Below are 12,787 nucleotides of genomic sequence, written 5' to 3'. Positions count from 1 at the left end.
CATAGTGACTGGTCACTCATTAACATCGGAGTTATGCTTTCGGCAGATGGCCGTGAAGAGTGCATCCCCTACTGAAGGGCCACCCCGCCCTCCCCGCCGCACGCAGCAGGAGCGCCGCGAGACGACGCGCCGCAAGCTGCTGGACGCCACCATCGACACGTTGGTGGACGCGGGGCACGCGCGCCTGACGACGGTGGAGGTCGCGAAGCGAGCAGGCGTGTCCCAGGGCGCGCTCTTCACGCACTTCGATACGAAGGAGGAGCTGCTCGCCGCGGCGGTGGAGCACCTCTTCCCGCGAATCATCCAGGACTACCTGGCCGGTGTCGGCGCGCGGCCGTCGAGCAAGGACCGCATCGCCTCCGCCGTGGACATGTTGTGGGCCGCGTACCAGCGGCCAGAGCTTCAAGCGGCCATCGAGTTGTATGTGGCCGCGCGCACGGACACGGCGCTCCAGGTGGCGCTGGCCGCGGTGGATGGGCCGCACCGGGAGAACCTTCACCGGGTGGCGCGCGAGCTGTTCCCCGAGGCGGCGACCGCCTACCCGGAGTTCGACTCCGTGGTGGAGCTGGCGCTGGACGCCGTGCAGGGTGCGGCCGTCGGGGGAAGCGCGCGTCCGGATGACCCGGCCCACCGCCGCATGCTCGATGCCCTCACCCGCTTCATGCGCAGTGCTTTCTCTCCACCTTCGACACGTCGACCGCGCCAACGCCACCGCTCCTGAGCATCACGATGGAGGTGTCCCATGGACGCCGTACACATTCCCGACCTCATCACTCCCGCCATCCCCGTCTTCATCCTGACGGTGGTGGCCGAGGCGCTGTGGGTAAAGAAGCTGCGTGACGAAGGCCGCGAGGTGGCGGGACATACCCTGAAGGACTCGGCCGCCAGTCTCTCCATGGGCCTGGGCAACGTGTTCATCAACGTGGTCTGGAAGGGCATCGCCTTCGCCGGCTACCTGGCGCTCTACAACCTGACGCCGCTGCGCGTGGGCACGGGGGTGCTGGCCTGGGTGCTGCTCTTCTTCGCGGAGGACCTCTGCTACTACTGGTTCCATCGCGTCCACCACGAGAGCCGCTTCTTCTGGGCGTCGCACGTGGTGCACCACTCCAGTCAGCACTACAACCTGACCACGGCGCTGCGGCAGACGTGGACCAACCCCACGGGCTGGGTGTTCTGGGCGCCGCTGGCGCTGCTCGGCTTCTCCCCGGTGATGATTGTCGTCCAGCAGTCGGTGAGCCTGCTCTACCAGTACTGGATTCACACCGAGGCCATCCACCGGCTGCCGCGTCCGCTGGAGTGGGTGCTCAACACGCCGTCGCACCACCGCGTGCACCACGCGTCCAACCCGCGCTACCTCGACAAGAACTACGCGGGCATCCTCATCATCTGGGACCGGATGTTCGGCACCTTCGAACCCGAGGGTGAGAAGCCCGTCTACGGCCTGACGAAGAACCTCCAGACGTACAACCCGCTGCGCATCGCGTTCCACGAGTTCTTCGCCATCGCCAGGGATGCGATGAAGCCGGGCTCATTGAAGCAGCGACTGAGCTACGTCTTCCGCAATCCCGCGTGGAAACCGGACGAGCGAAGTGCGCCGCCCGGCAGTCCTCCGGCGACGGAGCCGGTGCGCCCTTCCGCCTGAGGTGAAGACCCTCCAGGGGTGCCCCTGACTCCCTGGGGAGTGGCGGGTGTTGAGCACTGCGCCCTTCCCGGGTGTCGAGTCCTCGCGTCGCGCGCGTGTTCGGCTTCCCTCACGCGAGCGGAGGCGCTAAGCCAGCCGGCACTTTTTTCGCGCGAGCACCCCCAGGAGGAGGACGAGTCATGACCGAGCGTGAGCTGTGGGAGCGGTACCAGCGGTATCTGAGCGTCGTCCCGTCGCTGGGGTTCTCCCTCGACGTCTCGCGCATGGGCTTCGCCGCGGACTATCTGGAGCGGATGCGTCCGCGCCTGGAGGAAGCCTTCTCCCAGATGGAGGCGCTGGAGAAGGGCGCCATCGCGAACCCGGATGAGAACCGCCGCGTGGGCCACTACTGGCTGCGCGCCCCCGAACTGGCCCCGGAGCCCGCGCTCTCCAAGGACGTCACCGACACGGTGGCCGCCGTCCACGCCTTCGCGCGCGACGTGCATGACGGGAAGCTGAAGCCGCAGAAGGCGCAGCGCTTCACGCATCTGCTGTTGGTGGGCATCGGCGGCTCGGCGCTCGGGCCGCAGTTGGTGGCGGACGCGCTGACGTCGCGGGACGACAAGCTGCGGGTGTCCTTCTTCGACAACACGGACCCGGATGGGATGGACCGGGTGCTGGGACAGCTCGGCGCCCAGCTGGCCGAGACGCTGACGGTGGTCATCAGCAAGTCCGGCGGCACGAAGGAGACGCACAACGGCATGCTGGAGGCCGAGCGCGCCTATGTGGAGCAGGGGCTCACCTTCAGCAAGCACGCGGTGGCCGTCACGGGCGCGGGCAGCGAGCTGGACACACACGCGAAGAAGCAGGGCTGGCTGCGCACCTTCCCGATGTGGGACTGGGTTGGCGGACGCACGTCGGTGATGTCGGCGGTGGGCCTGCTGCCCGCGCGGCTCCAGGGCCTGGACATCGACGCGATGCTGGCGGGCGCCCGGGAGATGGACGTGGCGACGCGGCAGCGTGACGCGGTGAAGAACCCGGCGGCGCTGCTGGCGCTGATGTGGTTCCACGCGGGCGACGGCAAGGGCCTGAAGGACATGGTCATCCTGCCGTACAAGGACCGTCTGCTCCTGATGTCGCGGTACCTCCAGCAGCTCGTCATGGAGTCGCTGGGCAAGGAGAAGGACCTGGACGGCAAGGTGGTGAACCAGGGCATCGCCGTCTACGGGAACAAGGGCTCCACGGACCAGCACGCGTATGTGCAGCAGCTGCGCGAGGGCGTGCCGAACTTCTTCGCTACCTTCATCGAGGTGCTGAAGGACCGCGACGGCGAGTCGATGGAAGTGGAGCGCGGCATCACCAGCGGGGACTACCTGCTGGGCTTCATGCTGGGCACGCGCCGCGCGCTGTTCGAGAAGGGCCGCGAGTCCATCACCCTCACGGTTCCGGACGTGAGCGCGCGCACGGTGGGCGCGCTGATTGCCCTCTACGAGCGCGCGGTGGGTCTGTACGCGAGCCTGGTGCACATCAACGCGTACCACCAGCCGGGCGTGGAGGCGGGCAAGAAGGCGGCGACGAGCGTGCTGGAGCTTCAGAAGAAGCTCACTGCGCGCCTGCTGGATGCGCGTGCATCGGCGCGTTCGGCCGAGCAGCTCGCCAACGACGTCGGCCAGCCCGACGAGGTGGAGACGGTGTTCAAGGTGCTGGAGCACCTGGCGGCCAACCCGGGGCGCGGCGTGCAGCGCTCGGGTGGCGCGAGCCCCTCCGAGGCTCGCTTCCAGGTGAAGTAAAGCGCACCACGACAGCCCGGCGTTCGTCCGCGCCGGGTTCTCGCAGGTTGCCTCAGAGACACGCCTCTTCATGAAGCGAACCCCTCGGGAGCTCGCTTCGAGAGGAAGTGACTTGAGGCACGAATCCCGGCGTTCGTCCGCGCCGGGCTCCCGCGTGTCGCGTCAGCCCACGCCCCAGAGGCGACGCGCCTCCTCGGCGATGAGGTCCGGGTACTCCTCGGGGAAGAAGAGCTTCGCGCCGGGCACGCGCCGCACACCTCGCGAGGCGCCGAACGTCTGGTCCAGGTAGTCGGCGCTCGACTGCGAGAAGATGGTGTCGCCCGTTCCCCAGAGGATGCGCGTGGGCACGGTGCACTTCTGGAGCGCCGGCCCGATGCCCGCCAACGCGTTGGCCTCCAACCCGAGTGTGTACGCATGCGCCTGCGCCTTGCCGCGCGGCGAACGCACGAGGGGCGCGAAGTAGTACTCGATGGCCTCGTCCGTGGGCTGGGAGGGATTCGAGTAGCACATGCCCCCGAAGCCCTTCTCCGAGCGCGCGAGCGCCTTGTCCGCGAGCCATGGCGCAAGCCACGCATCCACGTACTCGCCCTTGCGTGCCATCTCGATGACGGGCAGCACCGCGGCGGGCGGGCACTCACTCTCCACATCGCAGTTCGTCAGCAGCAGCGTCCGCACGCGCTCCGGATGCCGGGTGACGAGGAGTTGCGCGATGGCGCCCCCACTGTCATTGGCGATGACGTCGACCGACTTGATGGCGAGCCTGTCGAGCAACTCGACGAGCATGTCCACCTGGGCCTCGGGCGCGTAGCTCTGACCCTCCGCGACCTCGGTGTATCCGAGCCCCATGAAATCAGGAGCGACACAACGCCGGTACGGCGACAGCCGCTCGATGGCGCCGCGCCACTGGAAGCTGTTCAACGGGAAGCCGTGAAGGAACAACGCGGCCTCACCCGTGCCGCGCTCGACGTAGGCGATTCGCCCGAAGCGACTGTCGAGGTAGCGCCGGGAGGCGTGGTAGGCCGCCGCGTCCAACGCACCACCCTGCTGCGCGGAGGTGCCGCCGGTCGCGCGAGGCACGCAGCCGGAGAGCGCGCTGACAGCCAGCGCTCCCGTGGTGAAGGCGAGGAACTCCCTGCGACGCAGTCCGTGCGTCACTACGGGGTTGCGGGGCAATGCGAAGTCCTTGGAGCTCATTCCCGAAGTCATTTCCTGAAGGGGTGTGGAGCGCGGCGGGTGTCATGCCGTGCAACGGCGGGACTTGTAACCAGCTGACCCCAAGGCCACTTGGTGAAAATTGCTCACGGGACGCATGCGCCCATGCGTCCCGGAAATGGGAACGCTGGGGTTGCCCCTGGACCGCCAGCTGGGACTTTGACCTAGGCTCGCGACATGAGTCGTTCGACGGGCCTCCCCACGCCGACCTCGCTCCCACGTCGGGAAGTGGCGCACGACGGACTGGTGCGCGTCTTCGCGTATCACTGCCCCGCGTCGAAGGGTGCCCCAGTCGAACCGGAGCAGTTCACCCATACCTCCATCTCGCTGGTGCGCTCGGGAGTGTTCGGCTTCCGAAGCGAGCACGGGCCCAGGCTGCTCACCACCGGCTTCGCGATGCTCGCCAACCCCGGGCAGCAGTATGAAATCTCGCACGAGCACGCCGGGGGAGACCGCTGCATCATCTTCCGCTTCGACGAGGCCGCGCTCGAGGAGCTGGTGGGGAGTCCTCCCCGCGGAGCGCCTCGCCAGTACTTCACGCGGTCAGTGCTTCCGCCCTCGTCACGTGTCGAAGCGCTCCGACACCTCGCCGAGAAACAGCTCGCCGTTCATGGCGCATCCCTGGGCCTGGAGGAGTTGGGGCTCGCGCTCGCGGCGCATGTCGGAGCGCTGCTCGGCCGCGCGCCCAAGCCCGAGGCGACTCGCGACAACCGCGCCGCTCGGGACAGCGTCTACGCGGCGCTGCATGCGATTGAGCACGACTCCGCGCGCGAGCTTCGACTGGAGGAACTGGCGCGCGTGGCCGGCTTGAGCCCGTATCACTTCCTCCGCGTGTTCAAGCGCGAGACGGGTGTGACGCCCCATCGCTTCCTCCTGCAGACCCGCGTGCGACGCGCGCTGGAGCTGCTCCGCGATACCGAGCGGCCCGTGACGGACATCGCCTTCGACGTGGGCTTCGGAGACCTCTCGAACTTCATCAACACCTTCCGCCGCGAGGTGGGCAGCTCTCCCGTGCGCTTCCGCAAGGTGACTCCGAAGGACTGGGCCGACACCGTGCGAGCGTCTTCGCGCGGGTGATGCGACTCACGGTGCCTCGCCCGCCGTCGGCGCTCGCGAGTTCGTCCACCGTGACAAAGGGCACCTGCGCCTCCTGCTGGGAGAGGACGCTCCAGAGCCGTCCCCGACGGACGCCGCGACACCCCCCCGCGCGACGCACGCGTCCTGGAGTCGGCCCGGCGCTGAAACGAGCGAGGCGACTATCGCGTTGCCGCCTGTGTCCCCGCGAGCCCCGCCTTCTCTCGCCGACACACCTCCGCCACCCAATCCGAAACCGCGCGCACACGCGGGCTGCGCTGCAAGTCCTTGTGGAACGTCAGCCACAAGGGCCGCTTCGCCAGGACTCCCGCGCCCACGCGCGTCAACCGAGCGTCCCGCTCGCCCGAGAGACACGGCAGCAGCGCGACGCCCAGCCCCGCCGCCGCGGCCTCGCGCAACACCGCGGTGCTGTTGCTCTGGAGCAATCGCCGTCCCCCCGCCGTGACCCGCTTCAACTCCTCGGACTCCTCTCCAGACGTGAGGGCCATCCGGTAGACGAGCACGGTGTGCTCGCGAAAGTCCCCGGGCCGAGGTGCGCCCCGGCGGCGCAGGTAGCCGCGCGATGCGTACATGGCGAAGGCAATCTCGCCGACCTTGCGCACCACCAGGGCGTCACCTCGGGGCGGTATCAACCGCAGCGCCAGGTCCGCGTCGCCTCGCTGGAGGTCCACCACGTCAGTGCCCACCACCAGCTCCAGGTTCAGGCCGGGGTGGCGCGCATGAAGCTCGCCCAGGTGCGCGGCGAGCAGGGCCTGGGCCAGATACTCGGTGGCCGCGAGTCGGACGGTGCCCTCGGCCTTCGCTTCATCGGAGACGGAGTCGTGAAGCAGGCGGAGTGAGTCCTCCATCTCCCGCGCCCGCGCCACCACCGCCTCGGCGTCTTCCGTGAGCCCCAACGTGCGCGAGCCTCGTAGCACCAGCCGCGTGCCGAGCGCCTTCTCCAGCGCCGCCAGCCGCCGTCCCACCGTGGTGGCGTCCACCCTCAGCTCCCGGGCTGCTCCGGCAAGCGAGCCCTGGCGTGCCACGGAGAGGAGGTAGCGCAGGTCGTCCCATCGCATATCCATGCCTGCAATGGTGCAGCAAAGCCCTGCATTCCCGCAGCACTTCCGGCGCTATCTCGGACCCTGGAAGCGGCGGCTCTCTTGGCGGCCCCGCGCGAACGACAGGAGAACGCGATGTCCATGTCACATGCGACGGCGCTGGAGCAAGACACGGTCCCCTCGGTGCGGAGCATCCCCCAGGAGGACAGACTGACGGCGGTCACCCAGGGCACGAGCCCGGGCGTCCCCTTTCGACTCAAGGCCCAGGACGGCTACCCGCTGGCCGCCACCCTCTTCCCCCACGAGGGCGCGGAGGTCGGCGCGGTGGTGCTGCTGGCCGGGGCCACGGGAGCGCGTCAGCGGTACTACTCGCGCTTCGCGTCCTTCCTCGCGCGCCGGGGCTTTCCCACCGTCACCTTCGACTACCGGGGCATTGGCGGCTCACGCCCAGACACCCTCACGGGCTTCGGCGCGCGCATGGAGGACTGGGGAAGCCAGGACCTCGCGGGCGCCATCGCCGCGATGCGCGAGCGCTTCCCGGGGCGACGCCTGCTGATGGTGGGCCACAGCGTGGGTGGCCAGTTGCTCGGGCTGGCGGAGAACGCTCGCGAGGTGTCCGCGCTGCTGAACGTGGCGACGGGCTCCGGCTACTACAAGCTCTTCCCCCAGCGACTGCGCATGGCGCTCAACTGGCGCGTGCTCACGCCCGTGCTGACGCGGGCCTTCGGCAAGCTGCCGGGCTGGGCGGGGACGGCGGAGGACCTGCCCGCGGGCGTGGCCGCGCAGTGGGCGCGCTGGTGCCTGTCCCCGGACTACCTGCTCAGCGAAGGGGGTGAGGCACGCCGCGAGGCCTTCGCGTCGCTGTACCTGCCGCTGCGGGCCTACAGCTTCTCGGACGACCCCATCGCCTCGAAGGCCTCCGTGGAGCACCTGCTGTCGTTCTACGCGGACGCGCTGGTGGAGCACCGCCGGCTGACACCGAAGGACGTGGGCCAGGCCATCGGCCACTTCGGCTTCTTCCGGGAGAACTTCCGCGACACCCTGTGGGAAGACGCCGTCGAGTGGCTTGCCATCCAGGCGCTCACCCCGCGCCCCGTCAACCCACGGTAGCCCCCACAACCGGCGCGGGAGCCGCCGTGTGAAACAGGCGTCAGGTGTCGCGCGGACGGCGTTGGCTCCCGGGTGACCTGAAGTAGAACCCGGCTCCATGGAACTGGAGCTCAAAGGCAAGGCGGCCCTCGTCACCGGCAGCAGCCGAGGCATTGGACGGGCCACGGTGGCGGCGCTGGCTCGCGAGGGCGCACGGGTGTGTCTCAGCGCACGGGGCGCGGAGGCACTGGACGCCGCCGCGAAGGAGCTGCGCGCGGCGGGCGCGGACGTCGCCACCGTCGTCGCGGACGTGGCCACCCTGGCGGGCGCCGTGGCGGCGGTGGACGCGGCGGTGCGCGCGTTCGGCACGCTGGACATCCTCGTCAACAACGTGGGCGGCAGCGGCGGCGCGGGCGCCTTCGACTCGGCCACGGCGGAGCAGTGGACCGCCGTGCTCGACCGCAACCTCATGTCCGCCGTGTGGTGCAGCCAGCGCGCCGTGGAGGTCATGCGCGCGAAGGGCGGCGGCACCATCGTCCACATCAATTCCATCTACGGCCGCGAGTACGCCACCAGCGCGCCCTACACCACCGCCAAGGCGGGCCTCACCGCGCTCACCAAGGAGATGGCCGTGGACCTCGCGCGCCACCACATCCGCGTCAACGGCGTGGCGCCCGGCTCCATCCTCTTCCCCGGGGGAAGCTGGGACAAACGCCAGAAGGCCGACCCGGAGAAGGTCGCGAAGATGGTGAAGGACGAGCTGCCCTGGGGTCGCTTCGGCTCGCCCGAGGAGGTGGCGGACGTGGTGACCTTCCTCTGCTCGGAGCGCGCTCGCTGGGTGACGGGGGCCACGCTCCCCGTGGACGGCGGACAGGGCCGCGCCTTCTGAACGGGCCCCGGACACGGTGGGCCAGCACCCTGGATGGCGCCAGCCGGACGCCATGCTATGGAGGGCCCTCCCCTGGGGTATTCCGTGCTGAAGCTTTACAAAAAGGAAGGCGACAGCCTCCGTTTCTGGGAGGTCTGGGTGCATGAGGGCGTGGTCACCACGCACTGGGGCACCGTGGGCGAAGTGGGCGAACAGAAGGACACGCCCCTCCCCCCGGAAGAGGACCCCGACTTCGCCATCGCCGACGCCGCCGGCCCGCTCATCGAGCAGGACTATGACGAGCCCGAGCTCGACGCCATGGCCACGCTCATCGTCCAGTACCCCATCGAGGGCAAGGGCACGGGGCACGACGTGGAGAAGCGCGTCGCCGTCGAGGAGCTCCTCACGGACGCCCTCGGCTGGACGGGCAACGGCGAGGTGGAAGGCGGCGAGCTGCGCGACGGCTTCCTGCGCGTCCACTGCCAGGTGATGCACGCCGACGCGGCGGTCCGCACCGTGCTGCAAGCCCTCGACTCGGAAGACATGGTGGATGACGTCAGCGTGCTCGTGGCCAAAGGCGACGAGGAGCCTCGCGTCATCTGGCCCACCACGCCCTGAGTGCTACCAGCGCGGCGGCGACGCCACCGCCGCGCTCGCATCTTCCAAGGGACGTCACGCCCCCGCGGGATGCACCGCCGGAGCCGCCTCGACTCCGGCGGAGATGCGGTGCCAGAGCTGGTGCGAGGTGAGCAGCAGCGCCAGGGTGACGAGGGGCGAGATGGTGTTGCCCAGCGGGTCCCCCATCGCAGTGTGGGACACCGCCGCCGCCACGAAGTCGATGGCGAAGCCCGCATAGGCCCACTCGCGCAACGTGCGAGACCCGGGGGCCCACAGCGCCACCACGCCCAGCAGCTTCGCGATGCCCAGCATGGTCCGGAAGTAGTCCGGGTAGCCCAGGTGCTCGAACGCCGCGACCATGTTCGGCGCAGCGGTCAGATACAGGAAGGCAGAGACCGTGGCCGACAGGGAGACCAGTCCGGTGACAACCCAATACGCGACTTTCAGCTTCATGCTCACGCCTCCAAGGACCGTATGGGCTGACGAGCAGCCCCCCGCGCGAGACGATACGGGTTACAAATCCGCCGTCGCAAGCGGGCCACTCTGACCCGCCCCCTCGCCTTCGACGAACCGTCGGCCATCATTCGCCCGGTCCGGCCTGCGACCCCGGTCCAGCTCGTCCCGGTCCAGCATGCCGTCCTCGTCCCGGTCCACGCCGATGCGCCGCTCGGAGCCCGCGGGCACCACGGTGTACGTCAGCTCCGCGCCGGGCCGCGCACCCGCCAGCAGCAGATACGCCCCCACCTTCTCCGAGGCCCGGTCCGACTGGAACACACCGCCGCCGAGATAGGCGAAGCCGCGCTCCTCGCCATGTCGGCGCCCCTTCACCACCAGCCCCACCTTGCCCTGCTCCGCCAGGGACATGAACTGCAGCACCCGGGCGAACTCGGAGGGCGTGGCCGTCGTCAGGGTCACCTGCTGCCCCACCGCCGCGTGCGAGTCCTTGCTGTCCGGCCCCGGCGGCAGGAACATGTCCGTGGCCGAGCCGCGCGGCAGCTCCGAGCCCGCGAAGGACAGCAGCAGCGCGACGAGGTCCGCCACCTCCTGGTCGCTCTCCGGATTGAAGGTCGGCTCGGTGATGAAGCGCGCCAGCGAGTCCACGCTGCCGTCATGGATGAAGGCGAAGCCGGACAGGCTCTCCTTCTGCGTCAGCTCCATGCCCACCTTCTCGTAGACGTTGCGCAGCTGCGGCACCTTGAGCGTGACGTTGGTGCTGCCGTCCGTGGACACGAGCGCGTGGTGCGACTCGCCCGTGGCGCCCTTCTGCATGGGCATCCACATGGCGCCGGTCCACTGCATGTCGACGGCGAGGCCCGACGGGAAGGTGTGGCAGGTGTTGCACGCGAAGAGGCCCTGCGCGAGCAGGCGCGGCGGGCGGAACAGCGCCATGCCCCGCGTCGCGTCGCCATTGGGCAGCGGCTGACCGGCCGGCGCGAAGCGGCCCGTCGTGTAGTGGCCCGTCAGCGGCAGGTTCCGGGGCAGCGAGTTGTCCAGGTTGCGAAACGGGTTGGGCGGGAAGGTGAGCGTCGCGAGGAACGAGCGCAGCTCCTTCATCTCCCGAGGCGTGAGCTGGGCATCGTCACCCTGGAGGCCCTCGAAGGCGGGGTTGAACTCCTCCAGGCTCGCCCGGTCTCCGCGCCAGTGCAGCGGCTCCTTGCCGATGATGTCCTGGAGCGTCTGCGTCGTCATGGGGCCCTTCATCGGGTGCCACGCCTCGAAGGGCGGCAGCGGCAGGCCCATGCCCAGGTTCTGCCCGGCCAGCGACTTCACCGCGCCCGTCGGGTCTCCCAAATCCCAGCCCAGCCGGTCCATGCGCCCGTCGATGTGGCACGACGCGCAGGACACGTGGCCCAGGCCCGACGTCTTGTGCGTGTCGTACAGGTGCTTGCGGCCCACCTTGAGGGCCTGGGGCGTCGGGTCGAAGAACTCCACCCGTGACAGCTCCTTCAGCCGGTCCGTGCTCAGCACGGAGATGCTCGCGCCGAAGCGGTTGAGCACGTAGAGCCTGTCGCGCGAGTCGTCGGACACGATGCCCGTGGGCCCCTCGCCCACCTCCACCTGTCCCAGCCGCGCGCCACCCAGGCCCACGGCCACCACGTTGTTGGAGCCCATGCCCGTCACGAAGGCCCGCGTGCCGCGCGAGTTCCAGGCGATGCCGCGCGGGTCTCCCACCGACAGGTTCCGCACGGACTGGGGCACCGTGGGCGTGGAGTAATCGAGGTGCGGGTTGAGGTCATGAACCGAGGGCGACGTCGGCCGGCGAGGGTCCACCACCGCCATCAGCACGCGCAGGAAGCGCCCGTTGACGTTCGGCTCGAAGCGCACCTCGTTGCGCGCGTCGGTGCCCACCACCGTGACGGAGCCGGAGGGGTGCACGGCCAGCGCCATGTTCGCGTTCATCAGCCGCGTGGCGTAGCTGACGTCGAGTGACGCCGCGTCGATGATGGCCAGGTCGCGGTCCGGCATGTCCCAGCCCGTGAGGCGACCGGAGGCGGCGGCATTCGCCCCGCTCACCAGGTCCGTCCAGTCCGCGCGGTTGTCGTCCAGCCACTGGCCTCGCGTGTTCTTGCGCACGATGAGGCCCACGGGCGGAGGCGGCGGGTTGGCGGGGTTGAGCGCGGGGAAGAAGGTGGAGCCCGCGTTGGGCGGCGGGTTGATGCCGCCATAGGGCCCGCGCGCGTCGCTCACGGCGTTGGGCGGGTAGGCGTTCGGAATCAGCGAGCCACCGCCGAGGATGGTGCTGCCATTGCCGGACTCGAAGATGGCCGCATAGACGAAGCGGCCGTCGGGGCTCACCGCGAGCGCACGCGGGTCCTCGCCCTTCAGGGTGATGCGCCGGGGCGTCGCGTCCGGACGACGCGGGTCCACCACCAGCACGCGGTTGACCTGGGAGCAGGTGATGAAGGCCCGCTCCGGGCGTCCCGCGAAGACGACGTCCGCGGGCTCGTCATCCGTATAGACGGTGGCCGTCACGGTGCCGCGTCGCAGGTCGACGATGCTCACGCTGTCGGAGATGTGGTTCACCACCCACGCCTCGGTATTGCTCCGGGCCCGCACCGACACGGGGTCCAGTCCCACGGGGATGGAGGCCACCAGCTCCAACCCCCGCCTCGACGTCACATCGAACACCATCAGCCGGTTGTCGGCCGTGTTCACCGCCAGCAGCAAATTGCCATCAGGGGTCAGCTCCAGCGGGTGAACGTGGGGGTCCTCCCAGTTCACGAACGACTCATCGGCGTGAGACATCCCCGGGAGCAGGAGCGCAATGAAGCACAGCAGCAAGACCGCGCGTCGGATGACAGCCATATCGGCGACCTCCACGTCAGGAAGAAGCGGTGCTTCTCACTGTCTTGCATTTATCAACGCGACGGATGCAACTCCTTGCGTGAGAAAAAACGCATTCCTACATCTACCCCTGCGGGGTGCGTCCTCTCGGGAATCAAAGATTCGAGCT

Annotated in this window: 11 protein-coding genes; 7 read left to right on the top strand and 4 right to left on the bottom strand. The window is 69.3% G+C overall.

Annotated features, from left to right (window positions below):
• Window positions 1-46: 46 nt before the first annotated feature.
• The 3 genes from HUA76_RS10550 to HUA76_RS10540 all read left to right on the top strand — a co-directional run bounded on the left by HUA76_RS10550 (window position 47) and on the right by HUA76_RS10540 (window position 3,411).
• Window positions 47-721 (top strand): TetR/AcrR family transcriptional regulator, encoded by a 675-nt coding sequence (locus HUA76_RS10550; RefSeq protein ID WP_141648158.1) that lies wholly within the window; start codon window positions 47-49, stop codon window positions 719-721.
• A 21-nt stretch (window positions 722-742) separates the two neighbouring features.
• On the top strand, window positions 743-1,642 hold the full coding sequence (locus HUA76_RS10545) for a sterol desaturase family protein (protein ID WP_174453971.1): 900 nt from the start codon (window positions 743-745) through the stop codon (window positions 1,640-1,642).
• Window positions 1,643-1,821: 179 nt separating this feature from the next.
• Window positions 1,822-3,411, top strand: a complete 1,590-nt coding sequence (locus HUA76_RS10540; RefSeq protein WP_174460760.1) for a glucose-6-phosphate isomerase — start codon at window positions 1,822-1,824, stop codon at window positions 3,409-3,411.
• 162 nt (window positions 3,412-3,573) lie between these two features.
• On the opposite strand, the gene HUA76_RS10535 is transcribed toward HUA76_RS10540, so the two are convergent.
• Window positions 3,574-4,605 (bottom strand): alpha/beta fold hydrolase, encoded by a 1,032-nt coding sequence (locus HUA76_RS10535; protein ID WP_174460759.1) that lies wholly within the window; start codon window positions 4,603-4,605, stop codon window positions 3,574-3,576.
• A 195-nt stretch (window positions 4,606-4,800) separates the two neighbouring features.
• Between HUA76_RS10535 and HUA76_RS10530 the strand changes: the two genes are divergently transcribed.
• Complete coding sequence (locus tag HUA76_RS10530) at window positions 4,801-5,700, top strand: AraC family transcriptional regulator (protein WP_174460758.1); 900 nt, start codon at window positions 4,801-4,803, stop codon at window positions 5,698-5,700.
• Between the two features lie 179 nt (window positions 5,701-5,879).
• Here HUA76_RS10530 and HUA76_RS10525 read toward each other — a convergent pair whose 3' ends face one another.
• Complete coding sequence (locus tag HUA76_RS10525) at window positions 5,880-6,782, bottom strand: LysR family transcriptional regulator (protein ID WP_174460757.1); 903 nt, start codon at window positions 6,780-6,782, stop codon at window positions 5,880-5,882.
• A gap of 111 nt (window positions 6,783-6,893) precedes the next feature.
• On the opposite strand from HUA76_RS10525, the gene HUA76_RS10520 reads away from it, so the two are divergent.
• The 3 genes from HUA76_RS10520 to HUA76_RS10510 all read left to right on the top strand — a co-directional run bounded on the left by HUA76_RS10520 (window position 6,894) and on the right by HUA76_RS10510 (window position 9,333).
• The gene (locus tag HUA76_RS10520; RefSeq protein WP_174453966.1) at window positions 6,894-7,868 is read left to right on the top strand and encodes an alpha/beta fold hydrolase; all 975 of its coding nucleotides are present in this window, start codon (window positions 6,894-6,896) and stop codon (window positions 7,866-7,868) included.
• 97 nt (window positions 7,869-7,965) lie between these two features.
• On the top strand, window positions 7,966-8,736 hold the full coding sequence (locus tag HUA76_RS10515; RefSeq protein WP_141643366.1) for an SDR family NAD(P)-dependent oxidoreductase: 771 nt from the start codon (window positions 7,966-7,968) through the stop codon (window positions 8,734-8,736).
• Window positions 8,737-8,820: 84 nt separating this feature from the next.
• Window positions 8,821-9,333, top strand: a complete 513-nt coding sequence (locus HUA76_RS10510; protein ID WP_174460756.1) for a hypothetical protein — start codon at window positions 8,821-8,823, stop codon at window positions 9,331-9,333.
• Between the two features lie 54 nt (window positions 9,334-9,387).
• On the opposite strand, the gene HUA76_RS10505 is transcribed toward HUA76_RS10510, so the two are convergent.
• Together HUA76_RS10505 and HUA76_RS10500 are read right to left on the bottom strand one after the other, a co-directional pair.
• The gene (locus HUA76_RS10505; protein WP_174453964.1) at window positions 9,388-9,786 is read right to left on the bottom strand and encodes a DoxX family protein; all 399 of its coding nucleotides are present in this window, start codon (window positions 9,784-9,786) and stop codon (window positions 9,388-9,390) included.
• A gap of 60 nt (window positions 9,787-9,846) precedes the next feature.
• Window positions 9,847-12,639, bottom strand: a complete 2,793-nt coding sequence (locus tag HUA76_RS10500) for a beta-propeller fold lactonase family protein (protein ID WP_174453963.1) — start codon at window positions 12,637-12,639, stop codon at window positions 9,847-9,849.
• Window positions 12,640-12,787 lie beyond the last annotated feature (148 nt).

The organism is Myxococcus sp. CA056, assembly GCF_013336715.1.
GTDB lineage: Bacteria > Myxococcota > Myxococcia > Myxococcales > Myxococcaceae > Myxococcus > Myxococcus llanfairpwllgwyngyllgogerychwyrndrobwllllantysiliogogogochensis.
This window is presented reverse-complemented; position numbering and strand designations above follow the sequence as displayed.

Bases quoted from the DNA above. Each gene is read 5' to 3' on its own strand.
- HUA76_RS10515 (WP_141643366.1), top strand. From the start codon at position 7,966: ATGGAACTGGAGCTCAAAGGCAAGGCGGCCCTCGTCACCGGCAGCAGC.
- HUA76_RS10535 (WP_174460759.1), bottom strand. From the start codon at position 4,605: ATGAGCTCCAAGGACTTCGCATTGCCCCGCAACCCCGTAGTGACGCAC.
- HUA76_RS10545 (WP_174453971.1), top strand. From the start codon at position 743: ATGGACGCCGTACACATTCCCGACCTCATCACTCCCGCCATCCCCGTC.
- HUA76_RS10520 (WP_174453966.1), top strand. From the start codon at position 6,894: ATGTCCATGTCACATGCGACGGCGCTGGAGCAAGACACGGTCCCCTCG.
- HUA76_RS10540 (WP_174460760.1), top strand. From the start codon at position 1,822: ATGACCGAGCGTGAGCTGTGGGAGCGGTACCAGCGGTATCTGAGCGTC.
- HUA76_RS10550 (WP_141648158.1), top strand. From the start codon at position 47: ATGGCCGTGAAGAGTGCATCCCCTACTGAAGGGCCACCCCGCCCTCCC.
- HUA76_RS10530 (WP_174460758.1), top strand. From the start codon at position 4,801: ATGAGTCGTTCGACGGGCCTCCCCACGCCGACCTCGCTCCCACGTCGG.
- HUA76_RS10525 (WP_174460757.1), bottom strand. From the start codon at position 6,782: ATGGATATGCGATGGGACGACCTGCGCTACCTCCTCTCCGTGGCACGC.
- HUA76_RS10505 (WP_174453964.1), bottom strand. From the start codon at position 9,786: ATGAAGCTGAAAGTCGCGTATTGGGTTGTCACCGGACTGGTCTCCCTG.
- HUA76_RS10500 (WP_174453963.1), bottom strand. From the start codon at position 12,639: ATGGCTGTCATCCGACGCGCGGTCTTGCTGCTGTGCTTCATTGCGCTC.